Annotated in this window: 21 protein-coding genes; 7 read left to right on the top strand and 14 right to left on the bottom strand. The window is 61.4% G+C overall.

The window, feature by feature from the left end; all coding sequences use genetic code 11:
- Positions 1 to 173: 173 nt before the first annotated feature.
- Positions 174 to 716 (bottom strand): oligoribonuclease, encoded by a 543-nt coding sequence (gene orn / locus HX818_RS22460; RefSeq protein WP_003217529.1) that lies wholly within the window; start codon positions 714 to 716, stop codon positions 174 to 176.
- A 106-nt stretch (positions 717 to 822) separates the two neighbouring features.
- On the opposite strand from orn, the gene rsgA reads away from it, so the two are divergent.
- Entirely contained in the window at positions 823 to 1,854 is a 1,032-nt protein-coding gene (gene rsgA / locus HX818_RS22455) for a small ribosomal subunit biogenesis GTPase RsgA (RefSeq protein ID WP_003217530.1), read from the top strand.
- Positions 1,855 to 2,154: 300 nt separating this feature from the next.
- Positions 2,155 to 2,550 (top strand): type II toxin-antitoxin system PemK/MazF family toxin, encoded by a 396-nt coding sequence (locus tag HX818_RS22450; RefSeq protein ID WP_102370214.1) that lies wholly within the window; start codon positions 2,155 to 2,157, stop codon positions 2,548 to 2,550.
- A gap of 75 nt (positions 2,551 to 2,625) precedes the next feature.
- Here the strand turns inward: HX818_RS22450 and motB are convergent, their stop codons facing one another.
- Positions 2,626 to 3,648 (bottom strand): flagellar motor protein MotB, encoded by a 1,023-nt coding sequence (gene motB, locus HX818_RS22445; RefSeq protein WP_102367976.1) that lies wholly within the window; start codon positions 3,646 to 3,648, stop codon positions 2,626 to 2,628.
- A 3-nt stretch (positions 3,649 to 3,651) separates the two neighbouring features.
- Entirely contained in the window at positions 3,652 to 4,503 is an 852-nt protein-coding gene (gene motA, locus HX818_RS22440; protein WP_003217532.1) for a flagellar motor stator protein MotA, read from the bottom strand.
- 166 nt (positions 4,504 to 4,669) lie between these two features.
- Here motA and HX818_RS22435 point away from each other — a divergent pair, with 166 nt between their 5' ends.
- From HX818_RS22435 to asd, 3 genes are read left to right on the top strand one after another with little or no spacing between them, the layout of a single operon-like run.
- On the top strand, positions 4,670 to 6,205 hold the full coding sequence (locus tag HX818_RS22435; protein WP_102367975.1) for an HDOD domain-containing protein: 1,536 nt from the start codon (positions 4,670 to 4,672) through the stop codon (positions 6,203 to 6,205).
- A gap of 58 nt (positions 6,206 to 6,263) precedes the next feature.
- The gene (locus HX818_RS22430) at positions 6,264 to 7,079 is read left to right on the top strand and encodes a rhodanese-like domain-containing protein (RefSeq protein ID WP_102367974.1); all 816 of its coding nucleotides are present in this window, start codon (positions 6,264 to 6,266) and stop codon (positions 7,077 to 7,079) included.
- Positions 7,080 to 7,095: 16 nt separating this feature from the next.
- Positions 7,096 to 7,956 (top strand): archaetidylserine decarboxylase, encoded by an 861-nt coding sequence (gene asd, locus HX818_RS22425; protein ID WP_003217535.1) that lies wholly within the window; start codon positions 7,096 to 7,098, stop codon positions 7,954 to 7,956.
- Between the two features lie 120 nt (positions 7,957 to 8,076).
- Here the strand turns inward: asd and serB are convergent, their stop codons facing one another.
- Positions 8,077 to 9,291, bottom strand: a complete 1,215-nt coding sequence (serB, locus tag HX818_RS22420) for a phosphoserine phosphatase SerB (RefSeq protein ID WP_003217536.1) — start codon at positions 9,289 to 9,291, stop codon at positions 8,077 to 8,079.
- 134 nt (positions 9,292 to 9,425) lie between these two features.
- Between serB and HX818_RS22415 the strand changes: the two genes are divergently transcribed.
- Positions 9,426 to 10,958, top strand: a complete 1,533-nt coding sequence (locus tag HX818_RS22415; protein WP_177020763.1) for an AhpA/YtjB family protein — start codon at positions 9,426 to 9,428, stop codon at positions 10,956 to 10,958.
- A gap of 187 nt (positions 10,959 to 11,145) precedes the next feature.
- Here the strand turns inward: HX818_RS22415 and HX818_RS22410 are convergent, their stop codons facing one another.
- From HX818_RS22410 to HX818_RS22370, 9 genes are all read right to left on the bottom strand, one after another.
- Positions 11,146 to 11,853: a membrane integrity-associated transporter subunit PqiC gene (locus HX818_RS22410; RefSeq protein WP_003217538.1), complete on the bottom strand. Its 708-nt coding sequence runs from the start codon at positions 11,851 to 11,853 to the stop codon at positions 11,146 to 11,148.
- Positions 11,854 to 12,029: 176 nt separating this feature from the next.
- Positions 12,030 to 14,294 (bottom strand): DNA topoisomerase IV subunit A, encoded by a 2,265-nt coding sequence (parC, locus tag HX818_RS22405; protein ID WP_003217539.1) that lies wholly within the window; start codon positions 14,292 to 14,294, stop codon positions 12,030 to 12,032.
- Positions 14,295 to 14,304: 10 nt separating this feature from the next.
- Complete coding sequence (locus HX818_RS22400; RefSeq protein WP_008439113.1) at positions 14,305 to 14,826, bottom strand: TIGR02281 family clan AA aspartic protease; 522 nt, start codon at positions 14,824 to 14,826, stop codon at positions 14,305 to 14,307.
- Positions 14,823 to 15,827: an esterase-like activity of phytase family protein gene (locus HX818_RS22395; RefSeq protein ID WP_177020762.1), complete on the bottom strand. Its 1,005-nt coding sequence runs from the start codon at positions 15,825 to 15,827 to the stop codon at positions 14,823 to 14,825. The genes HX818_RS22400 and HX818_RS22395 overlap by 4 nt, the downstream gene beginning before the upstream one ends.
- Complete coding sequence (parE, locus tag HX818_RS22390) at positions 15,827 to 17,731, bottom strand: DNA topoisomerase IV subunit B (RefSeq protein WP_003209518.1); 1,905 nt, start codon at positions 17,729 to 17,731, stop codon at positions 15,827 to 15,829. The genes HX818_RS22395 and parE overlap by 1 nt, the downstream gene beginning before the upstream one ends.
- 44 nt (positions 17,732 to 17,775) lie before the next feature.
- Complete coding sequence (locus HX818_RS22385; RefSeq protein WP_003209516.1) at positions 17,776 to 18,384, bottom strand: YqiA/YcfP family alpha/beta fold hydrolase; 609 nt, start codon at positions 18,382 to 18,384, stop codon at positions 17,776 to 17,778.
- 49 nt (positions 18,385 to 18,433) lie between these two features.
- A complete protein-coding gene (gene cpdA / locus HX818_RS22380; RefSeq protein WP_102370213.1) occupies positions 18,434 to 19,249 on the bottom strand; it encodes a 3',5'-cyclic-AMP phosphodiesterase in 816 nt (271 codons plus the stop codon).
- Positions 19,250 to 19,348: 99 nt separating this feature from the next.
- Positions 19,349 to 19,798, bottom strand: coding sequence for a DUF1249 domain-containing protein (locus HX818_RS22375; RefSeq protein WP_003209507.1), 450 nt, complete (start codon positions 19,796 to 19,798; stop codon positions 19,349 to 19,351).
- On the bottom strand, positions 19,789 to 20,406 hold the full coding sequence (locus HX818_RS22370; RefSeq protein ID WP_003209505.1) for an NUDIX domain-containing protein: 618 nt from the start codon (positions 20,404 to 20,406) through the stop codon (positions 19,789 to 19,791). The genes HX818_RS22375 and HX818_RS22370 overlap by 10 nt, the downstream gene beginning before the upstream one ends.
- Positions 20,407 to 20,617: 211 nt before the next feature.
- On the opposite strand from HX818_RS22370, the gene HX818_RS22365 reads away from it, so the two are divergent.
- Positions 20,618 to 21,364 carry an RsiV family protein gene (locus tag HX818_RS22365; protein WP_003209503.1) on the top strand — a complete coding sequence of 249 codons (747 nt, stop codon included), beginning with the start codon at positions 20,618 to 20,620 and terminating at the stop codon, positions 21,362 to 21,364.
- On the opposite strand, the gene cytX is transcribed toward HX818_RS22365, so the two are convergent.
- Positions 21,333 to 22,622 (bottom strand): putative hydroxymethylpyrimidine transporter CytX, encoded by a 1,290-nt coding sequence (gene cytX / locus HX818_RS22360; protein WP_177008312.1) that lies wholly within the window; start codon positions 22,620 to 22,622, stop codon positions 21,333 to 21,335. The genes HX818_RS22365 and cytX overlap by 32 nt on opposite strands.
- Positions 22,623 to 22,695: the final 73 nt, after the last annotated feature.

The raw sequence follows: 22,695 nt of genomic DNA, 5'->3' as shown, positions 1-22,695 counted from the left end.
GGGGGCTTGTCCCCCGTTGGGGTGCGAAGCAGCCCCTTTTAAAGGCAATAGAGTTTTCAGGTAGATCGGGATGTCAGATTTTAGGGCCGCTTCGCAGCCCAACGGGGGACAAGCCCCCTCGCCACAGACAAGCCCCTCGCCACAAAAGCCCGCTGGGCTCAGGTATTACCGCTTTAGAACTTGATGAAATGCTTGCGGTAATGCTGCAGCTCGGCAATCGACTCGCGAATATCGTCCAGCGCCAGGTGGGTGCTGCCCTTGTGGAAGCTGTCTTTGACTTCCGGCGCCCAGCGCGCGGCCAGTTCCTTCAAGGTCGACACGTCCAGGTTGCGGTAGTGGAAGTAGCTTTCCAGCGCCTTCATGTGGGTATAGAGAAAGCGGCGGTCCTGGCAAATGCTGTTGCCGCAGATCGGCGACTTGCCCTTGGGCACCCACTTTTCCAGGAAGGCGATGGTTTCGGCTTCAGCCTCGGCCATGCTCACGCGGCTGTCGCGCACACGCTGGGTCAGGCCCGAGTTGCCGTGGGTGCGGGTGTTCCACTCGTCCATGGTGGCCAGCACCGCGTCGCTGTGGTGAATCGCGATCACCGGACCTTCGGCCAAGGTGTTGAGGTTGCTGTCGGTGACTATGGTCGCCATCTCGATGATGACGTCGGTGTCAGGGTTCAGACCGGTCATTTCCAGATCGATCCAAATCAGGTTCTGTGGGTTTTGCATGTCGTGGTTCCTTGGCACCTTGGCGTAGCTGCGCAGTTTAGCAGGCAGGGCGTGCTAGACTCGCGACCGTTTCACCTAACCTTTGCATTATCGACACGGAACACCAATGGCCAAACGCCAGCTCAACCGTCGCCAAAACTGGCGCATCGAAAAGATTCAGGGCGAACGCGCTGCCCGCGCCGCCAAACGTGAATCCTCCGCCGTGGAAGCGCTTGAGGGTGGCGACCTGGGCCCCGAGCAAACGGGCCTGGTGATCGCGCACTTCGGTGTGCAGGTCGAAGTCGAGGCCACCGAAGGCGATCACGCCGGCCAGGTGTTCCGTTGCCACCTGCGCGCCAACCTGCCTGCGCTGGTGACCGGCGACAAGGTGGTATGGCGTGCCGGCAACCAGGGCATCGGCGTGATCGTCGCCCAGTTGCCGCGCACCACCGAACTGCGTCGCCCCGACAGCCGTGGCCAGCTCAAGCCGGTAGCGGCCAACGTCGACATGATCGTCATTGTCTTCGCGCCACTGCCTGAGCCCCATGCCAACCTGATCGACCGCTACCTGGTAGCCGCCGAACACGCCGGCATTCGCCCGCTGTTGCTGCTGAACAAATTCGACCTGATCGACGAACAGAACGCCCCGGCGCTCAACGCGTTGCTGGCGGTGTACCGCACCCTCGGCTACCCGGTACTGGAAGTCTCGGCGCATCACGGCAATGGCATGGAACAGTTACAGACTGAACTGGACGGGCGCATCAGCGTGTTCGTCGGCCAGTCGGGCGTGGGCAAGTCGTCCCTGGTCAACAGCCTGTTGCCGGAAGTCGAAACCCGTGTGGGTCCATTGTCGGAGCTGTCCGGCCAGGGCACCCACACCACCACCACCGCGCGATTGTTCCACTTCCCGGGCGGCGGTGAACTGATCGACTCCCCCGGCATCCGTGAATTCGGCCTGGGCCATGTGAGCCGTGCCGATGTTGAAGCGGGCTTTATCGAGTTCAACGACTTGATCGGCACCTGCCGCTTCCGCGACTGCAAACATGACCGCGAGCCGGGTTGCGCCCTGCTCAAGGCACTGGAAGACGGCCGCGTGCAGCAGCAGCGGATGAACAGCTATCGCTCGATCATCGCCAGCTTGCCCGAGACCAGTTACTAAGCAGCAAACCGGTGCCGTGCCATGCCTTGATACACATAAGGCACGGCACGGAACCCCCGACCCCATTGATTAAATCGAGTCAGCCATCAAGAATCCGCTGCAACTGGGCGGCCCATGACGCAAGCCAGCTTGAATTCGATTTTCCCAATGCTCATACTCGCTCCGTCACCAGCGCAAGCTGGCAGGAGTCTGGATCCTTTTCGGGGTTGATCCAGCGGCGCAGAAGGGGCGAAGCAAGCTCCACTGCGTGTCGAATGAAGCCGCCTTCGGGCGGCTTTGCTTTTTCCGCGGAATCAACGATTGCCTCTCTACTACCATCCCAAACAAGGCGATGTTCTTCTGTGCGACTTCACTCGGGGCTTTGTAGCGCCCGAAATGCTGAAGATCCGCAAAGTCGTTGTGATCTCGCCGACTGTCACCCACAGCCGAAAACTGTGCACAGTGGTCCCGATTTCCTCCACAGCGCCTGACATACAGCACGACTGGCACCATTTATTGCGAACCAATCCACTGCATACCGATGGCTATAAAGCGCTGTGGGTGAAATGCGACATGATCTACACGGTCAGTTTCGAACGACTGGACAAACTGCACAGAAAGACCAGGACCACTGGGCGAGAGTATTTCGTGCCGCGCTTGGGCGCGGAAGATATGCGAGGCGTGATTGACGGTGTGAAGGCCTACCTCCCGCTCTGATACAACCGACAGAAAAAAGCCCCGAGAACCCGGGGCTTTTTTAATCGTCGAAGCAATCGATTGAGTCTGACGGCCTCATGAACCCGTGGCGGGCAGAGTCGGGTCTTTCATCCCGCCGTCATCAAACAGGTTCAGCTTCTGTCGCAGCTCATGGGCCGGCAAAGGCTCCTGCTCCGGCGGCAGTGCGTTCGGGTCTGCCGGCACTTCGCCCGGCGCGCCTTCACCCTGGGTCGGTACCGGTGGCGTCGCAGGCGGGTCACCTTCAATTGCACGCTGGGCCTTTTTGGTCAGCACGACGATATCGATGCGTCGGTTGATCGGATTGAACGGATCCTTGGGATCAAACAGCTGCGAGGAAGCAAACCCCACCACCCGTGCCACTTGCGGGTCCGGATAGCTGCCGGCCACCAGTGCACGACGCGCGGCATTGGCCCGGTTGGCCGAGAGCTCCCAGTTGCCGAAGTCGCCCTGGCCTGCATACGGCTTGGCGTCGGTGTGGCCGCTGATGCTGATCTTGTTCGGCACCGCCTTGATGGTGTCGGCCATGGCCAGCAGGATGTCTTCAAAGTACGGCTTCAAGCGTGCACTGCCGGAATCGAACATCGGCCGGTTGGCGGCGTCCGTGATCTGGATGCGCAAGCCATCCGGGGTGATCTCGAAGGAAATCTGGTCCTTGAACTTCAGCAGTTGCGGGTTTTCCTCAACCTTGGTTTGCAGTTCCTGCAGCAGCAATTCCAGGCGTTCCTGCTCGACCTGTTCGGCCATGCTCTCGACGGTGTCGCGCTCGATCGGGATCTTTTCCTGCGGCGAGTCGGTCTTGATTTCCGGGTTGATGGTGCGCTCGGGCGCCAGTTGCGGCGAACCACCGAGGTCGATCACAAAAGGCGTGCCGCTCTCGGAGAAACCGATGGGGTCCTTGAAGTAACCGGCGATGGCGATCTTCTGTTCCGGCGTGGCGGTGGACATCAGCCACAGCACCAGGAAGAACGCCATCATCGCCGTCGCAAAGTCGGCGAAGGCGATTTTCCAGGCGCCGCCATGGTGCCCCGCAGCGAAGCGCTTGACGCGCTTGATGATGATCGGCTGGTTGTTTTCCATGGCTTAGCGACCGCGAACCGCTTGTTCCAGCTCAGCGAAGCTTGGACGGTGCTTCGGATACAGAACCTTGCGCCCGAACTCCACTGCCAACGATGGCGGCATGCCGGAAGCCGAAGCCACCAGGCAGGCCTTGATGGCTTCGTACAGATTCACTTCTTCCTTGGCATCGTGGGCCAGGGACGTGGCCAGCGGGCCGAAGAAACCGTAGGCCGCGAGAATACCGAAGAAGGTACCTACCAGTGCCGCACCGACGTGCATGCCGATGGCTTTCTGGTCGCCTTCACCGAGGGAGGCCATGGTCACCACGATCCCGAGCACCGCGGCAACAATACCGAAACCGGGCATGCCGTCGGCGATGCCGGTCACGGCGTGGGATGGGTGCTCCAGCTCTTCCTTGAGGCTGAACAGTTCCATGTCGAACAGGCCTTCCAGCTCATGGGGCGCCATGTTGCCGGACGACATGATGCGCAGGTAATCACAGATGTAGGCGGTCATGCGCTCGTCTTTGAGCACGGCCGGGTACTTGGCGAAAATCGGGCTCGCCGCGGCGTCCTCGATGTCGCCTTCGATGGCCATCATGCCTTCGCGGCGGCTCTTGTTGAGGATCTCGTAGATCAGCCCCAGCACTTCCAGGTAGAAGGTGTGGGAGAAGCGCGAGCTGAACATGCCCAGCGACTTCTTGATCACGTGCATCGTCATGTAGCCGGGGTTGGCCTGCAGGAATGCGCCGAACGCCGCACCGCCGATAATCAGCACTTCGAAAGGCTGGATCAGCGCCGCAATCTTGCCGTGGGAAAGGACGTATCCGCCGAGCACGCTCGCGATGACGACGATGATGCCGATAATTTTAGCCATAGGGGATGAGTACTTGCGCCGTCGGGTTCAGGGTCATATTCGCAAGAGTTGAAAACTCTTGTTCTACTTATCGGCAAATCTGCGCCAGACTATAGCCCGTTATGGCGAAAAACCAGTTCGGCCCGTCCCGGGCGTGTTGACCGCAAGTGATGATCGCGCCCCAATCATGGCAAATGAAACGACAGTCCCAACTCAAAAACCCGCCACCCTCGCCGCTTGGGTAAAGCGCCTGGACGATGTGCTGTTGCCTGTTCCACAGGCGAGCCACGACCGGGTTTGCAAGGCCATCGGCGACAACCGCAGTTCGTTGCGGGATATTGCAGAGCTGATGCAGAACAGCCCGGCGCTGGTGCTGAGCGTGATGCGCGAGGCCAACAACCAGGCCCACGGCAGCCTCGCGGAGCCGGCAGAAAACCTCGAAGTGGCGATCAATCGCCTCGGCCTCAAGCGCACCGAGGAGTTGCTGCGGCGCCTGCCTTCCGTGCCGCTGAATGAAATCCCCGTGGCCCTGCGCCAGCTGCAGATGATCAGCCAGCACGCTTCGCAACAAGCCAGCGGCCTGTTCGCCAGCCGCCTGGCGCGGTTGTGGCAAGACATTCACTGGGGCAGCCTGCTGTTCCTTTCACCGCTGTGGCCGATGGCGATTGCCTATCCCAAGCTGCTGGAAGAATGGGAGCTGCGGGTGATTCACAAGGGCGAATCGGCCCGCACAGTCGAACAGGAGCTGTTCGGCGTACGCCTGCTGGACCTGTGCCTGGGGTTGACCGACACCTGGCGCCTGCCGATCTGGGTGTCCCAGGGTTATACGTTGCTGCTGACGGAACAACGCTTGCTGGTCAAGGCGCTGAGCATTGCCCGTGAAGACGAGCCGTTGCGCCAACAGCAGTTGCTGGATGCCGACCCGAACCTGCGTCGCTGGCTGAACCAGCCGGCCAACACTGTGCTGTTGGCCAACGGCCTGGCGCTGGCGGCGCAGGAGTCCTGGACCTGCCCGCACACCCAGCGCTGGCAATACCTCACTGCGCTTTACCTTCAACAACCGTTGGCCGAAGTGCAGCAACAGTCCCACCAACACGCGGCGATCAGCGCCCGCAGCACCCTGATGCGCGACCTGTGGCACCCGGCGCTGTCGTTGATCTGGCCATGGGATGTGCAGCGCGTTCACCACGGCTTGCTGCCGGCACCGCCACCCACCGCCGAGTCCCTGGCGATCTGGCGCAAGCGCTGCACCGAATTGCTCGTAGAGCCGAGCCGCTTTGCCAACGCCATGCACCTGACCACCTGCGCCAAGGAAGCCCTCGTGGCCTGCGGCATGCAACGGGTGATGCTGCTGATGGCGGACAAAACCTTGAGCACGCTACGTGTGCATCAAGTCGACGGCCTGCCGAAGGACGCCGACCACATGAGCCTCGACGTGGCGCAAAGCACCCTGCTGCAACGCCTGCTGGCCAAGTCCGCCCAGGTGCGCCTCAACCCCGACAACCACGCCCAGTTCTCGGCACTGCTGCCGCCGGAACTGCGCCGCCTGTTCAAGGGCGAACACCTGCTGCTGCGCTCCCTGAGCTGCAATGGCCGGGTGGTGATGCTGATGGTGGCCGACCAGGGCGGCGGGCCGTTCTCGGAAACCACCGTGCAGGCCTTCGGCAAAACCGCCCAATGCATCGAAAAGGCCCTGCACAGCTTTACCAACCGCAGTGCCTGACGCTTGCGCTACAATCGCCCTCCCTTAGCGCCCAATTTTTATGCCCAGGAGACCTCACATGCCTGACTTCTCTGGCTTGCCGCTGGTCATCGAGGCCAGTGACCTGCTCGGTCGCCTCGATGCCGAACACCTGATCCTGGTGGACCTCACCAGCGCTGCGCGTTACGCCGAAGGGCATATCCCCGGCGCACGTTTCGTTGATCCAAAACGCACTCAACTGGGCCAGCCACCAGCGCCGGGCCTGCTGCCGGGCAAGGCCGATCTTGAAAAGCTGTTCGGCGAACTGGGCCACACCCCGGATGCCACTTACGTGGTGTATGACGACGAAGGCGGTGGCTGGGCCGGGCGATTCATCTGGATGCTCGACGTCATCGGCCACAAGAAGTACCACTACCTCGACGGCGGCCTGCTGGCGTGGCTGGAAGAAAAACACCCAGTGTCCACCGAGGTACCGGCCAGCGCCGGCGGCCCGGTCAGCCTGACGTTGCATGAAGAACCCACCGCCACCCGCGAATACCTGCAAAGCCGTCTCGGCGCTGCCGACCTCGGCATCTGGGACGCCCGTGGCCCGCTGGAATACTCCGGCGAGAAAGTCCTCGCGGCCAAGGGTGGACACATCCCGGGCGCGGTGAACTTCGAATGGACCGCCGGCATGGACAAGGCACGCCAACTGCGCATCCGCCGCGACATGCCGCAGATCCTCGAAGACCTCGGGCTGACCCGCGACAAAGAAATCATCACCCACTGCCAGACTCACCATCGTTCTGGCTTCACCTACCTGGTGGCCAAGGCGCTCGGTTATCCGCGAGTCAAAGGTTATGCCGGTTCCTGGGGCGAATGGGGCAACCACCCCGACACCCCCGTTGAGATTTAAGGTTTAAGGACAGTTAATGAAAAAGCAGTTGTTCATCCTCAGCCAGTACTTGCTGCCCCACCACCTGCTGTCGCGTCTGGCCGGTTGCATTGCCGAATGCCGCGTGCGCTGGTTCAAGAATGCGTTCACCAGCTGGTTTGCCAAGCGTTATCAAGTGGACATGTCCCAGGCCCTGGTTGAAGACGTGACCGCTTACGAGCACTTCAACGCCTTCTTCACCCGCGCGTTGAAAGACGGTGCACGGCCGCTGGATCAGACCCCAGGCGCGGTGTTGAGCCCGGCCGATGGCGCTGTCAGCCAGTTGGGCCCGATTGAACATGGCCGGGTGTTCCAGGCCAAGGGCCACAGCTTCAGCGTGCTGGAATTGCTGGGCGGCGATGCGGCGGTGGCTGCGCCGTTCATGGGCGGCGATTTCGCCACTGTTTACCTGTCGCCGAAGGACTACCACCGGGTGCATATGCCATTGGCCGGCACCCTGCGGGAAATGGTTTATATCCCTGGCCGAATCTTCTCGGTAAACCAGACCACCGCCGAAAATGTGCCGGAACTGTTTGCGCGTAACGAGCGTGTTGCCTGCATCTTCGACACCGAACGCGGCCCGATGGCCGTGGTGCTGGTTGGCGCGATGATCGTGGCATCGATTGAAACGGTTTGGGCAGGCTTGGTAACGCCGCCAAAACGCGAGCTGAAAACCTTCCGTTATGACGAAGCTGCCCGTGGGCCGATCCACCTGGAAAAAGGTGCGGAACTGGGGCGCTTCAAGCTGGGTTCGACGGCAATCGTGCTGTTTGGGCCGGACCAGGTTCAATGGTCGGAAGCACTGCAGGCGGGGACGCCGGTGCAGATGGGCCAGGGCATGGGTTTGCCGAAAGCCTGACCTAGCGATCATTCCCACACTCCGCGTGGGAATGCATCCCGGGACGCTCCGCGTCCCAACCTCAAAATCGGACGCGGAGCGTCCAGGGCGGCGTTCCCACGCAGAGCGTGGGAACGATCTTCAGAGCTGACCGTCGCGATCGCGAAAGCCCAACAGGTACAACACGCCATCCAGCCCTAAAGTCGAAATCGCCTGCTTGGCCGATTGCTTGACCAGCGGCTTGGCCCGGAACGCCACACCCAACCCGGCAATCGCCAGCATCGGCAAGTCATTTGCCCCGTCGCCGACCGCAATGGTCTGCTCCAGACGCAACCCTTCCTTGTGTGCCAATTCCCGCAACAGGTCAGCCTTACGCTGTGCGTCGACAATCGGCTCCACGGCCACACCCGTCACCTTGCCGTCCACCACTTCCAGCTCGTTGGCGAACACATAGTCGATACCCAGCTTGGCCTGCAATTGCTTGGCGAAGTAGGTGAAACCGCCCGACAGGATCGCGGTCTTGTAGCCCAGGCGCTTGAGTTCGGCGAACAGGGTTTCGGCGCCTTCGGTCAGGCGCAGCGAGGCGCCGATGGAGTCCAGCACGCTGACGTCGAGGCCTTTGAGCAGCGCCAGACGCTCCTTGAAGCTGGCTCGGAAATCCAGCTCACCAGCCATGGCACGCTCGGTAATTTCCGAAACCTGCTCGCCTACACCGGCAGCCTTGGCCAATTCGTCGATAACTTCGGCTTCGATCAGCGTCGAATCCATGTCGAACACCGCCAGGCGGCGATTGCGGCGGAACAGCGAGTCTTCCTGGAAGGCGATATCGACATTCAGCTCCTGGGCAACGCTCAGGAATTCGGCACGCAGGGCCTGGGGATCTGCCGGCTCACCGCGTACGGAGAACTCAATGCAGCCCTTGCCCTTGTCCGCTGGCGTGTCCAATGGCATGCGACCCGACAGACGGTCAATATGGTCGATATTCAAACCGTACTGAGCCGTGATCGAACTGACACGCTGCAATTGCTCGGCCGTGACCTTGCGGGTCAACAGGGTCACGATGTGACGTTTTTTGCCCTGGCCGGCCACCCAGCTCTGGTAATCCTCTTCGGACACCGGGGTGAAACGCACCTGCTGATCGAGCTTATACGCCGTAAACAGGATGTCCTTGAGCACGGACGAGGCTTGCTCGGTGCTGGGAATTTCCACCAGGATGCCGAACGACAGCGTGTCGTGAATCACTGCCTGGCCGATGTCGAGAATGTTCACACCACCCTGGGCCAGAACACCGGTAATGGCTGCGGTGAGACCCGGACGGTCCTCACCTGTGATGTTAATCAGGACAATTTCGCGCAAAGCGCACCCCCGAGCTGGAAAAAAACCGCATTCTACCCACTTTCAGTGACCATCGGGCACAGCCAGCGCTTTGCCGGTCTTGGGCCTGTCGCTATACTGCGCGTCAACTTCACGGACTAAAGAGCCGAGCTTAAGTGAACCGGCCCACGCCAGTAAAAACCGATAACTTCTTCCTGCTGATCTTCCGGGCACTGCGCCACCGCCGTGTACCGATCGCATTACGCATCGCCAGCCATAACGTGATCCTGGTCGCCCTGGCCCTGGTCATCTACGCCTGCGTGATGGGTTTGCAGTTCAAGCAGGCCATGCACGAGCAAGCCGACGCTTTGGGCGAGAGCCTGACCACCCAGACCGCCACCTCGGCGACTGAGTTGTTGGTGTCCAACGACATCCTCAGCCTCAACGTGCTGCTCAACAACCTGACCAAGAACCCGCTGGTGGCCCACGCCGCTATCTATAGCGTGGACAACCGGATCATGGCCGAAGCCGGGCAACGCCCGAAAAACGGCCTGCTGGGTGAAGCCGAAGGCCTGTACCAGAGCAATATCACGTTTCAGGACGTGAAGGCCGGCCAACTGCGCATCAGCCTGGACATGCAACAGTTCCAGCAGCCGATGACCATCAGCCTGCAAAGCATGGGTATCCTGAGTGCGATCCTGCTGGCACTGTCCCTGGCCTTGAGCCTGCGCCTGGGCCGGCATATCTCCACGCCACTGATGCAACTGCGCATCTGGCTGCGGGATATCGATGAACACACCCCGGCCACCGACCGCCAGGACGAAATCGGCGACCTCGCCCGCCAACTGCACACCAGCTTCGCGCCGGAGCCCGTAGTGCCCGAGGTTGAACCCGAGCCCGAGTTCGACGACACCGACTACGAAGACGACGAGCCCGAGTTTGAAGTGCGCAACCTGCGGGACCCGAGCTTCGACGAGTCTGCGCCGGTGGCGGCCCAAAAGCCGGCGACCCGTCATGTGATCAAGGCAGAAGAAGACGAACTGGACGAAGAAGACCCGTTCGCCGATCTTCGCGATACTTCAGTGCCAACCGCTCCTGTTGTGCAGCCTGCTCCGGTGCGCAGCACCCAGCCCCAGCACAGCGCCGTATTGGCCGTGCAACTGGGCGCACAGGATCAACTGCGTCGCTTGCCGCGGGCACGCCTGACCGAGCTGCTGGAACGTTATCGTGACTGCCTCGACCAGGCGGCCTCGCTGTATCAGAGCGAGCTGCACACCCTGAACGACGGCAGCACCTTGATGCTGTTCCACAGCGAAGACAGCGGCGAAGACTACCTGACCAACGCCATCTGCTGCGGTGAACTGCTGCGGGCCCTGGGCCATGCGCTGCAAATCGAAGTGGCCGACAGCGGCATCACCCTGCAACTGCAATTGGGCCTGACGGTGGGCGACGATCTGTATGGCATGAGCCAGATAGATCTGCTCCTGACCGAGATTGCCCAGGATGCGCTGGCCTTGTCGCAACACAGCCGCAACCTGCTGCTGGTGGAACGCAAGATCAGTGACGACGTGCTGATTCGCCAGCGTGCGCGGATCCGCCCGATTGCCAGCCCTGAAGGTGCGTGCTGTGTGGAGCGGTTGATGGAGCCTTACCCGTCGATGCTTGAGCGCCAGCTGGCGCGGATGCATGAGACGCGGGCGAAGAACTAAAGAACAACGCAAATCAATGTGGGAGCGGGCTTGCTCGCGAAAGCGGCCTGTCAGTCAGCCTATGTATCGACTGATCCGCCGCCGTCGCGAGCAAGCCCGCTCCCACATTAGATCTGCGTACCGCTCAGATCCCGCACAAACAAAAGGCCCGCTCATCAGCGGGCCTTTTTGTTGGTCTGTATTCAGGTCAGAACCTGAACACTTCCATATCGGTGCGAATCGGCACGGCCATCGGCATCTTCGGCTTCTCCGGTGCCGCAGCCTTGGGCTGCGCCGGGGCTTGTTTGCGTGGCGCTTCTGCCACCGCTGGCTGATTGGCCAATGGCTTGAGGGCCACCGACAGCTGGTCAGCCAAACGTTGCAGCAACACACCCTGGGCCTGGACCTGGGACGCGGTGCTGCCGCTGTGCTCTTCCTGCAAGTGCACGATGCGGTTATCCCGCACCTGGCCACGACGGTCGATCAGGCGCCATTGCGCGTCGAGGATAGCGGGCTGCGAAACGCCCGAGTCCAGTCGCGTAATGGTCAGCAGCACCTGTACGTCCGGGGCAAAACCCAACGGCGCCGGCGCCAATACCACACGCTGGCTGTCCAGGTGGCCAGCCACCTGGCGCAACATCAACTGATTGATGTCGGACGAAAGGCTACCGGCCCAGCGGCCATCGGTGGAACCTTGCAGGCTGCCGTCGTTCTGACGTTGCAGCAGGGTTTCACGTTGCAGATAGTCGGCCACTACAACAGGGCCAAGCAATACAGCCATGCCGGCACTTTGTGCAGGCTGAGCCGGACTTCCACTGTCCAGCTGATACAGCGACACCGGTTGGTGTGTGCTGCAACCCGCCAGGCCCAAAAGGCCAGCGAGCAACAAAAATAAAGGAAGGCGCGGAGCAGTCATCATCCCATCCAGGTGGCTGCCACAAGGCGAACCACAATGTAATACTCAAAAATACCTGTACGCGCTCAGCCACGCCGGCGCTGGAAAGGCCATATCATCCGTGAATATGCGCCATGACTCCAGCGCGAAAGCGTCGATCTACGGGTTAAATCGTAGATCGGGCGCTCTATATCGCCTTAAACGGGCGTTTCCACCAGTAAAGCGTCCACTCGCTGGAAGCCGCGCGGCAGTTTATTGCCACGACGACCCCGCTCACCCTTGTAGTGCTCGAGGTCGTCAGGGCGCAGTGACAACGTGCGCTTGCCGGCCTGCAACACCAGGGTCGAGCCTTCCGGGATCACGGCGATGTCGGTCACGTACTCTTCGCGACTGGCCACCCGCTCCCCGGGAATACCAATGATCTTGTTGCCCTTGCCTTTGCCCAACTGCGGCAAATCGCTGATCTTGAACACCAGCAGGCGCCCTTCGGTCGTCACCGACGCCAGCCAGTTGCCTTCACGGTCTTCCACCGGACGCGGCAGGATCACCTTGGCGTTGTTCGGCAGGCTCAACAACGCCTTGCCCGCCTTGTTCTTGGCCTGCAGGTCTTCACCCTTGACCACGAACCCATAGCCCGCATCGGAAGCGATGACGTACAACGAGTCATCGTCCGGCAGCAGCACGCACTCAAAATTCGCACCCGGCGGCGGTGTCAGGCGTCCGGTCAATGGCTCGCCCTGCCCCCGCGCCGATGGCAAGGTGTGCGCCGGCACCGAGTAACTGCGACCGGTGGAGTCGATAAACACCGCAAACTGGTTGGAACGCCCCGCCGCCGCGGTTTTGAAACCGTCGCCAGCCTTGTAAGACAGGCCGGTGGCGTCAATATCATGCCCTTTGGCTGAGCGAACCCAACCCTTTTCCGACAGAACGACGGTAATTTTCTCGTTGGGCAGCAGCTCGGTTTCGGTCAGGGCCTTGGCTTCGGCGCGCTCGACAATCGGCGAGCGGCGGTCGTCGCCATAGGTTTCGGCGTCCTTGATCAGCTCGGTGCGCACCAGCTTCTTCAGCTTGGCCTCGCTGCCCAGCAGGGCCTGGAGCTTGGCTTGTTCCTTGAGCAGCGCGTCCTGTTCGTCCCGCAGCTTCATCTCTTCCAGTCGCGCCAACTGACGCAGACGGGTGTCGAGGATATAGTCGGCCTGGATTTCGCTGAGTTCGAAGCGCGCGATCAGCTCGGCCTTCGGGTGCTCGGCGGTACGGATGATATGGATCACTTCATCCAGGTTGAGGTAAGCGATCAGCAAGCCGTCCAACAGGTGCAGGCGGCGTTCGACCTTGTCCAGGCGGAATTGCAGGCGGCGACGCACGGTCTGCACCCGGAATTCCAGCCATTCCACCAGCAAAGCCCGCAGGTTCTTCAACTGCGGCTTGCCGTCCAGGCCAATGATGTTGATGTTGACCCGATAGCTGGACTCCAGCTCGGTGCTGGCGAACAGATGCTGCATCAGCACTTCATGGTCGACCCGGCTGTTGGTCGGGATGATCACGATGCGGCACGGGTTTTCGTGGTCGGACTCGTCACGCAGGTCGGCGACTTGCGGCAGCTTCGACGGCTTGGCCTGCATCAGCGCGGCAATCTGCTCCAGCACCTTGGCCCCGGATACCTGATGCGGCAGCGCGGTGACGATGATGTCGCCGTCTTCGATGTGGTACACGGCGCGCATGCGCACCGAGCCTTTACCGGTCTGGTAGATTTTCAGCAGGTCGGCGCGAGGCGTGATGATTTCTGCTTCGGTCGGGTAATCCGGGCCCTGGATATGCTCGCAGAGCTGTTCGACCGTAGCCTTCGGCTCATCCAGCAGGCGCACGCAGGCGCTGGCCACTTCCCGCAGGTTGTGGGGCGGTACGTCAGTGGCCATGCCCACGGCGATACCCGTGGTGCCATTGAGCAGGATATTCGGCAAACGTGCCGGCAACACCAGCGGCTCGTCGAGGGTGCCGTCAAAGTTCGGGCCCCAGTTGGCCGTGCCCTGGCCCAGTTCGCTGAGCAGCACTTCCGAATACCGCGACAGACGCGCTTCGGTGTAACGCATGGCGGCGAAGGACTTCGGATCATCCGGCGCACCCCAGTTACCCTGGCCGTCCACCAGCGTGTAGCGGTAGCTGAACGGCTGGGCCATCAGCACCATGGCTTCGTAGCACGCCGAGTCGCCGTGAGGGTGGAATTTACCGAGCACGTCACCGACGGTACGCGCCGACTTCTTGTGCTTGGAGTCAGCGTCCAGGCCCAACTCACTCATCGCATAGATAATGCGCCGCTGTACGGGCTTCAGGCCGTCGCCGATATGCGGCAAGGCACGGTCCATGATCACGTACATGGAGTAGTTGAGGTAGGCATTTTCGGTGAAGTCAGCCAGCGACCGGCGTTCAACGCCATCTAAGCTGTCTGCAAGGATGTCACTCATGCGGGCCTCATCATTGTTTGGTCTGGCGCAGCAGCAAAGTGCCGCTGCGCTGGGTAAATTCAAGTTGTTTCAATGCACTCATGCCCAGCAATACCTGTTCATCGCCCAAACCCGGTACCACGATGGCGCGCACGTCCCGAAGGACGATATCGCCCAGTTGCAGACGGCCCAACTCGGTCCGAAAGCCCTGGGTTCGTCCGTTGGCCGTACTCACGCCAACCGGCATGCCGCGTTCAAGCCCGAGACGGTCGGCCAATTCAGCCGGAACCGCCACGTCGGTGGCCCCGGTGTCGAGCATGAACTGCACCGGCTTGCCGTTGATCTGGCCAGTGGCGACAAAATGCCCTTGGCCGTTGCCCAGCAGTTTTACTTCGATATAACCCTCGTGCTGCTCCGAGGTCACCACGGCATTGGGGTTTTCCTGTCGCGCTTCCCACTGCCCAAAAAATCGTGTCGCCAAAAACAGGCCGGCGCCCCACGCGACGAACATCAACACACGCCCGGCGCGCTTGCCGGGTGGTTGCGCACTCATGGCTTGGCGCTCCAGCCACCCGCAGGGGCGGCGAAACGATAGACCACCGGCCGCTTTTCGCCATCGGCGCGGGCACCGAAGTTATTGTCGATGCCGATCCAGGCACCGTCAGCGTCCACCACCAAGGCTTCGGCCAATCCATAGGCCTGGGCATAACGCCGATTCGGCGTCAGCGCTTCATCGGCAAACGACCAGCACAACTCCACCTGGGCCGTGACCGCATCCCGGCGACACACCTGAAACGCATTGCGCTCCAGGGTAAACAGCTTGCCATTGAACAGCGCCAGGTCGGCAAAGTCCTTGGACACCGCCTTGGCGCCCGGGAACTGCGCCGGCTGCATCTCCTGGCCGGCCTCGCTCAGCAATACACAAGGGCCTTCACAATCCCAGAGGGTTTGCGGGCGCTTGATGGAAATCAGCCCGCGCCGCTCGCGTTCGGCCGCAAGCCAGATTTGATTGCCTTCCGGGTTCACCACGATGCCTTCAAACAACGCGTTGAAGTGCAGCAACATGCCACTGGCCCGAGCTTCGCGAACCATGCCCGGGGCGATCTTCAGCCACTCCGTTTCACCGTGTTCTGAGGAGAAAGGCACCCTGAGAACCGCCGCGTGGGCTTCGCTGACAATGTAACGGTTACCCGCCGCATCGCAGCTGATGCCTTCAAAATCCAGATCACCACCACGAATCAACGCAGCTGCCCTGGTGCGTGAGCGCAGGCCAAAGGGCAAACCCGACGCCGGCACCGGCGGCACATCAATCCCGTATTTCTCTGCTTTCCAGACGTCACCGGCGGTATCGAGCCGGTAGATCTGGTCGTCATCGCGATCGGAGACTGTCCACAATTCGCTACCGCATAAGGCCAGGCCCGACAGGTTGCCGCCGCGCATGCCTTCCACCGGGTGTTCCGACAACAGCTTCAGCTCAGCCACAGGCGCCGCGACCACCGAGGTGGTCGCTAACCCGCTCAACAACAGTATCGCCAGGGCGAAACCGCTGCGCATCAGCCCAGAACCTCGGCCAGGTTGCCCTTGGACTCCAGCCAGTTCTTGCGGTCCGGCGCGCGTTTCTTCGCCAGCAACATGTCCATCATTTCCGAGGTGGCGGCGAAATCTTCCAGGGTCAACTGCACCAGGCGCCGGGTGTTCGGGTCCATGGTGGTTTCCCGCAGCTGCGGCGGGTTCATCTCACCCAGGCCCTTGAATCGGGTGACCTGCGGCTTGCCGCGTTTCTTCTCGGCCACCAGGCGATCGAGGATGCCATCGCGCTCGGCTTCGTCCAGGGCGTAGAAAATCTCCTTGCCCAAGTCGATGCGGTACAAAGGCGGCATGGCGACATAGACGTGACCGGCATCCACCAACGGGCGGAAATGCTGGACGAACAGTGCACAGAGCAAGGTCGCAATGTGCAAGCCGTCGGAGTCGGCGTCGGCGAGGATGCAGATCTTGCCGTAGCGCAGCTGACTCATGTCCGCCGCGCCCGGGTCGACACCGATGGCCACGGCGATGTTGTGCACTTCCTGGCTGGCCAGCACTTCGCTGCCGTCGACTTCCCAGGTGTTGAGAATCTTGCCCCGCAGCGGCAGGATCGCCTGGAATTCCTTGTCCCGCGCTTGTTTGGCGGAACCGCCGGCAGAATCACCTTCCACCAGGAACAGCTCGGAACGCATCGGGTCTTGCCCGGCACAGTCCGCCAGCTTGCCAGGCAGTGCCGGGCCCTGGGTAATGCGCTTGCGTTCGACTTTCTTGCTGGCCTTCAGGCGACGGCCGGCGTTGTTGATCGCCAGCTCCGCCAGGGCCAGGCCCAATTCAGGGTGTTCGTTGAGCCACAGGCTGAAGGCATCCTTTACCACCCCGGAGACAAACGCCGCTGCCTCACGGGACGACAGGCGCTCCTTGGTCTGGCCGGAGAATTGCGGCTCCTGCATTTTCATCGACAGGACGAACGCGATCCGCTCCCAGACGTCTTCCGGCGCCAGCTTCACGCCGCGCGGCAGCAGGCTGCGGTATTCGCAGAATTCGCGCATGGCATCCAGCAAGCCCTGGCGCAAACCGTTGACGTGGGTACCGCCCTGGGCCGTCGGGATCAGGTTGACGTAGCTTTCCTGGACGCTGTCGCCACCTTCCGGCAGCCACAACAAGGCCCAGTCCACGGCTTCTTTATTACCCGCCAGGCTGCCGCAGAACGGCTCGTTCGGCAGGCGCTCGAATTCGCTGACAGAGTCTTCCAGGTAGGAACGCAGGCCGTCTTCGTAATGCCACTCGACCTTTTCGCCGGTGCCTTTGTCTTCAAAGCTGACCAGCAGGCCCGGGCACAGAACAGCCTTGGCCTTGAGCACATGCTTGAGGCGGCTGATGGAGAACTTGGGTGAATCGAAGTATTTCGGGTCCGGCGCGAAGTACACGCTGGTGCCGGTGTTGCGCTTGCCGACGGTGCCGATCACTTCCAGGTCGGTGGCCTTGTAGCCATCGGCGAAAGTCATCTGATACTCGTTGCCGTCGCGCTTGACCTTGACCCGTACGTGGTTCGACAGGGCGTTGACCACGGAAATACCCACACCGTGCAAGCCACCGGAGAACTGGTAGTTCTTGTTGGAGAACTTGCCGCCGGCGTGCAGCTTGGTGAGGATCAGCTCGACGCCCGACACACCCTCTTCCGGGTGAATGTCCACCGGCATGCCACGACCGTCGTCGGACACTTCCAGGGAATGGTCGGCGTGAAGGATGACTTGTACCGACTTGGCGTGCCCGGCCAAGGCTTCGTCGACGCTGTTGTCGATGACTTCCTGGGCAAGGTGGTTCGGCCGACTGGTGTCGGTGTACATGCCGGGGCGTTTGCGCACCGGGTCGAGGCCCGAGAGGACTTCGATGGCGTCGGCGTTATAAGAGCTAGCGCTGGGAGTGGCCATGGGGTCTCGTCGTGAGTCGTTCGATTAAAAAGTAACCTGCGGTTTCACAATGCGGTGAAATCGAAGGATTGGTACTGATCGGAGCCTATGCCGGCAAAACTCAACAGCGCCGGTAACTGTTGGGCGAAGCCCTGGTAACCGTGATCGCCACCGGCCTGGATGCGCAAGGCACAGGCCCGGTAATACTGCTGGGCGAGGCGATAATCCAGTGTTTCATCGCCGGTCTGCAACCACACCTGATAACGCTGGGCGTCCTGGGGCGCCGGCACTTCCAGCTCGGCCAGGGCCGCGACGTGGTCGTGGGTCAGCTCCCAGGTCTCATCGGTGTAGAGGTTCTTCTGGGTGCCCAGGTAACCGTCGAACATCCGATGAGGGCTGACTGCCGGGTTGACCAGCAAGGCGTTGAGGCCATGGCGTTCGGCAAGATGGGTTGCATAGTAGCCGCCGAGTGAGCTGCCTACCAGCAGTGGCCTTCCGAGGTCACGGATAGCCGCCTCCAACTGGGGGATCGCCTGGCGGGGGTGGTGATGCAGGGCCGGCACGCGCAGTTGGTCGGCCAGACCGAGGCTGTCCATCACGGTGATCAACTGGCTGGCCTTGTTGGAGGCTGGTGCGCTGTTGAAACCGTGGATATACAAGATCGATGCGGACATTCCGGGGCCTCTGTGGGTCAGCCAAAGAGGCGCAGTTTACAGGGAAATCTCAGTAGCCGTTGCTACCGTAATCCACCTGAAACGCGAAGCCCTGCACCCGCTCCACACCGGTTTCCAACCGCCCGTCGGCATGCAACCGCAGCCAGCGATACCCGGGTGCCTGCTCACTCACGCTGAAATCCTCACTCCCGGGAGCGAACTGAATACAGGTAGAAGGCGAAGCCAACAAACGCACCCCATTGCGCTCCCGGTCAATTTCCTGATGCACATGCCCCCAAAGCACCGCCCGCACCTGCGGAAACCGATCCAGCACCGCAAACAACGCCTCAGGATTGCGCAAACCGATGGGCTCCATCCAAGCGCACCCAATCGACACCGGATGATGGTGAAAACACACCAGATGATGCCGAGCCGGCGCCTCACTCAACGACTGCGCCAGCAATTGCAGCTGCTGATCCTGCAAATACCCCGGCACCGAACCCGGCACCGCCGAGTCCAGCAGGGTAATGCGCCAGTTGCCCACATCCACCACCGGTTCCAGCAACGCGCTGTTGACCGCCGCCTGCTGCATCACCTGCGGCTCATCGTGATTCCCCGGGATCCAGCGCGCCGGCGCCTGAATCTGCCGCGTCATGTCACGAAACGCCTGATACGACTCCAGCGTACCGTCCTGGGACAAATCCCCGGTGGCCAGCACCAGATCAATCTGCGGCTGCTGCACCAGCACCGTGTCGATCACCCGTTGCAGGCTCTCGCGGGTATTCATGCCCAGCAGGCCGCCGTCCGCCTCGGCAAACAGGTGACTGTCGGACAACTGCACCAGCAACGCCGAAGCGTCAGGGTTCAAGGCGGATACGCTCGGCAAGGCGTTCTCCCAGGGCGTGATCACAGGAATGGACATTTGAGGCGATTATGCTGGGGCAGGACACAAAGAGGAAACCCGTGAAGCGGACGCAGTTCACATCTATCGAACGACTTCGAACTCGTGGCCCAGGGCCAGGCAGTGACTCAACCATTCACCGAGGAACACATTGAGCTGTGCTTTCTCATCGGGTTGGTGCATGAACACGTTGGGGTAAGGATAGATGCTGCGAAAGCGTCGTGCATGTTCGGCGCTGATCACTTCGGCCATGCGTGCGTCGTGGTACACCTGCACTTCCAGCTGCGGCACCGGCAGCCACGGCAGGCTGTGCTCCTGACGCACCCGCAAAGTGGTGGTGTACGGGCAGTTCACGATCACTTCCAGGGTCAGCACGCCGAGCATCTGGTCGCCGTGGGTCACGGCAATGCGCCGCGCCTCGGGGGTGTGGCGCATGTCCGGCAGCAGCCGCATCAGCCGTGCATAGTTGGCCTCGCAGGCTGCTTGCAGCCCGATCAGGTCAACCCGATATCGCTCCCGTGCCTTTACTGCCATAACCCCCTCACTTCCGCGCGATTAAGCGCAAGCCATTGCAGGGCAATAATGCTCGCTGCGTTGGAAATTTTACCGTCACGTACCGCCTGCAGGGCGTCTTCAAAGGCCCAGACGGTGACGCGGATATCTTCGGCTTCCTCTTCCAGTCCATGGACGCCACCGGCCCCGGCGCTTTCGCAACGGCCCAGGAACAAGTGGACAAATTCGGTGCTGCCACCCGGCGACGGAAAGTACTTGGTGATCGGCCAGAGTGCGGAGAAGGTAAGGCCAGCTTCCTCCTCGGCTTCGCGGTGTGCAACCTCCTCCGGTTGCTCATCCTTGTCGATCAGGCCAGCGACCATTTCGATCAGCCACGGGTTGTCGGTACGCCCCATGGCGCCGACGCGAAACTGCTCGATCAGCACCACTTCATCGCGCTGCGGGTCGTAGGGCAGTACACACACGGCGTCATGACGCACAAAGACTTCGCGATTGAGTTCACGGCTCATGCCGCCATCAAACTTCTCGTGCCGCAGTTTCAGCCGATCCAGTTTGTAGAAGCCCTTGTAGGCATTGTCGCGCTGAACAATCTCGACCTTGCTCGGCGTCGATTTCGCTGTGTCCGTCATATCAACCCTCGTTTATTGCCTTGCGGTGTCGAGGCGGCCTCGACATCGCGCCATCCTAACGCGCTCGTGCCCCTTGATGCAGCCCCTTTCCGGTTGCCGGGATAGACGGCGGGCGTCAAACTCACTCTAATCAGCTTAGTGGCGAACTGACTGCCTTGTCGGGAGTCGAAGCTCCACATTTTCACCTTTCCTCGATTTATGAAGGACACACATGTCGCTTTTAAAAATCGCCTCCGTGGCCTGTATCGCCTTGACCCTGGGTGCTTGCCAGAGCCTGTTCCAGCCGAGCTACCTGAAGCCGCTGGACACCACCGCCGACGCCTCCGAGCAGATCAAACCCGGCTGCAGCAGTCCGGATTGCCCGCTGGTAAACATCGACACCGTGCACTTCCCGTCCGAGCCGCAACTGGACCAGATCATCGAACAGCGCCTGCTGCAGATGGCCCGCACTTCACCTGGCCAGGCCATGCCCGCCACCCTGAACGCCTACCGCGACAAGTTCTTGCGTGAGTCCCCGGACCGCAACAGCATGTACTTGCAGGCCAAGGTACGTGAGCAGCATGACGGACTGGTGATCATCGAAGTGTCCAGCTACCTGGACACCGGCACCGCCCACGGCGAGCCGGGCCGCGGCTTCATCAACTATTCACGCCTGCTGCACAAAGAGCTGAGCCTGACCGACATGCTGTTGCCGGGCCAGGAAGATGCATTCTGGAAGACCGCGAAAGTCGCCCACAACAACTGGCTGATCAACTCGCAGATGGACCGTGACCCGGAGTTCGTGAAGAACTGGCCGTTCCAGAAAACCCCGAATGTGGCGCTGACCAGCAATGGCGTGGTGCTCAAGTACAACGTGACCACCATCGCGCCGTACGCATTGGGGCTGATCGAAATGACCATCCCCTATGCGCGCCTCACCGGCGTGATCAAGCCTGAGCTGGTGCCCGCACGCCACTGAAGGCCCGGCCCAGGATAAAGTGCAACAGCCCTGCCAGCACCAGCGCCGGCAGGGTCGCGCCGACATCCGGGTACAGATTCGCCAACAGGTGATAGGTGCTGATCCCTCCAAGCCACGCCAGCAGTGCCGGCCAGCGCAGGTTGGCGGCAACACCATGGCCACGACGGCGCAGGATGAAGTGATCCACCAGCACCACGCCGAACAGCGGCGCGAACACCGAGCCGATCAGCAGCAGGAAGTTCTGGTACTGCGCCAACGGTGCAAAGCAGGCGATCAGCGTGCAGATAACGCCAATGGCCAATGCCAGGTGCTCGACTTTCAAGCGCAACAGAATCCCGCTGGACACCGCCGCCGAGTGAATATCGGCGAACGCGTTTTCTGATTCATCCAACAGGATCAGCAGCAGAGGAATCCCCAGGCCGGCTCCGGCCAATGCCAGCAGCAACGCATTCACTTCACCGCTCGGCGCAAACGCCAGGGTGTAGGCCACGCCAAGGCTCATCAGCCAGAAGTTACCGATGAAGAAACCCAGTGCCGTGCCGCCGAACACGTTTTTCGCGCGTTTGCCGAAACGTGAGTAGTCGGCAATCAGTGGCAGCCAGGACAGCGGCATGGCAATCGCGATATCGAAGCCAACGGCAAACGGCATCGAACCGTCACCAGCCTGGGCCCAGAGAGTGGCCAGGTCGGCCTTGGCAAACAGGTTCCAGGTCAGCCACAGGCAGGCGGCCAGCAGCAGCCAGATGCCCCACTTGCGCAGGATCTGCCGCACGAAGGTCAGCGGACCGCTGACGGCAAGCAAGGTCGCGAGGGCGCCGAATACCAGGGTCCAGAACAATGGGCTGGTCAGCAGGCTGCCTTCGCTGAACGCGCGGGCGCCCAACAGGCTGGCGGCGTCGCGCATCACGATGATTTCGAATGAGCCCCAGCCGATCAGCTGCAGCAGGTTCAGCAGCGCCGGCAGGCTTGCACCCTTGGTGCCGAGGCTGAGTTTCAGGGCGGCCATGGATGACAGGCCGGTATCGCTGCCGATCACGCCGACGGCGGCCAGCAACAGCACGCCGACCAAAGTGCCGAGGAAAATTGCCAGTAAGGAACCGGAGAGGCCCAGGCCCGGCGCCAACAGTGCACCGGTTTGCAGGACCATCAGGCCGATGCCCAGGGAGAACCACAGGGAAAAGAGATCGCGGGCGCCGAAGACGCGTTTGTCCAAGGGGACTGCGATGTCTGGGGAATAGGTGCTGGGTTGAATGCTCAAGGGTGTTATCTCAGAGGGACACTATTATTTGAATCAGCAAAGTCCCCTGTGGCGAGGGAGCTTGCTCCCGCTG

Origin of the sequence: Pseudomonas sp. F9001 (assembly GCF_013385435.1) — a bacterium.
GTDB lineage: Bacteria > Pseudomonadota > Gammaproteobacteria > Pseudomonadales > Pseudomonadaceae > Aquipseudomonas.
The sequence above is the reverse complement of the archived record's forward strand: the minus strand, read 5'-3'. Positions and strand labels throughout refer to the sequence as shown.

What these genes read in the sequence shown, in the direction of transcription:
- asd (WP_003217535.1), top strand. Translation starts at nt 7,096, where the DNA reads ATGAAAAAGCAGTTGTTCATCCTCAGCCAGTACTTGCTGCCCCACCAC.
- HX818_RS22430 (WP_102367974.1), top strand. Translation starts at nt 6,264, where the DNA reads ATGCCTGACTTCTCTGGCTTGCCGCTGGTCATCGAGGCCAGTGACCTG.
- parE (WP_003209518.1), bottom strand. Translation starts at nt 17,731, where the DNA reads ATGGCCACTCCCAGCGCTAGCTCTTATAACGCCGACGCCATCGAAGTC.
- orn (WP_003217529.1), bottom strand. Translation starts at nt 716, where the DNA reads ATGCAAAACCCACAGAACCTGATTTGGATCGATCTGGAAATGACCGGT.
- parC (WP_003217539.1), bottom strand. Translation starts at nt 14,294, where the DNA reads ATGAGTGACATCCTTGCAGACAGCTTAGATGGCGTTGAACGCCGGTCG.
- HX818_RS22375 (WP_003209507.1), bottom strand. Translation starts at nt 19,798, where the DNA reads ATGGCAGTAAAGGCACGGGAGCGATATCGGGTTGACCTGATCGGGCTG.
- HX818_RS22385 (WP_003209516.1), bottom strand. Translation starts at nt 18,384, where the DNA reads ATGTCCGCATCGATCTTGTATATCCACGGTTTCAACAGCGCACCAGCC.
- rsgA (WP_003217530.1), top strand. Translation starts at nt 823, where the DNA reads ATGGCCAAACGCCAGCTCAACCGTCGCCAAAACTGGCGCATCGAAAAG.
- HX818_RS22365 (WP_003209503.1), top strand. Translation starts at nt 20,618, where the DNA reads ATGTCGCTTTTAAAAATCGCCTCCGTGGCCTGTATCGCCTTGACCCTG.
- HX818_RS22435 (WP_102367975.1), top strand. Translation starts at nt 4,670, where the DNA reads ATGGCAAATGAAACGACAGTCCCAACTCAAAAACCCGCCACCCTCGCC.
- motA (WP_003217532.1), bottom strand. Translation starts at nt 4,503, where the DNA reads ATGGCTAAAATTATCGGCATCATCGTCGTCATCGCGAGCGTGCTCGGC.
- HX818_RS22395 (WP_177020762.1), bottom strand. Translation starts at nt 15,827, where the DNA reads ATGCGCAGCGGTTTCGCCCTGGCGATACTGTTGTTGAGCGGGTTAGCG.
- motB (WP_102367976.1), bottom strand. Translation starts at nt 3,648, where the DNA reads ATGGAAAACAACCAGCCGATCATCATCAAGCGCGTCAAGCGCTTCGCT.
- HX818_RS22400 (WP_008439113.1), bottom strand. Translation starts at nt 14,826, where the DNA reads ATGAGTGCGCAACCACCCGGCAAGCGCGCCGGGCGTGTGTTGATGTTC.
- HX818_RS22410 (WP_003217538.1), bottom strand. Translation starts at nt 11,853, where the DNA reads ATGACTGCTCCGCGCCTTCCTTTATTTTTGTTGCTCGCTGGCCTTTTG.
- HX818_RS22370 (WP_003209505.1), bottom strand. Translation starts at nt 20,406, where the DNA reads ATGACGGACACAGCGAAATCGACGCCGAGCAAGGTCGAGATTGTTCAG.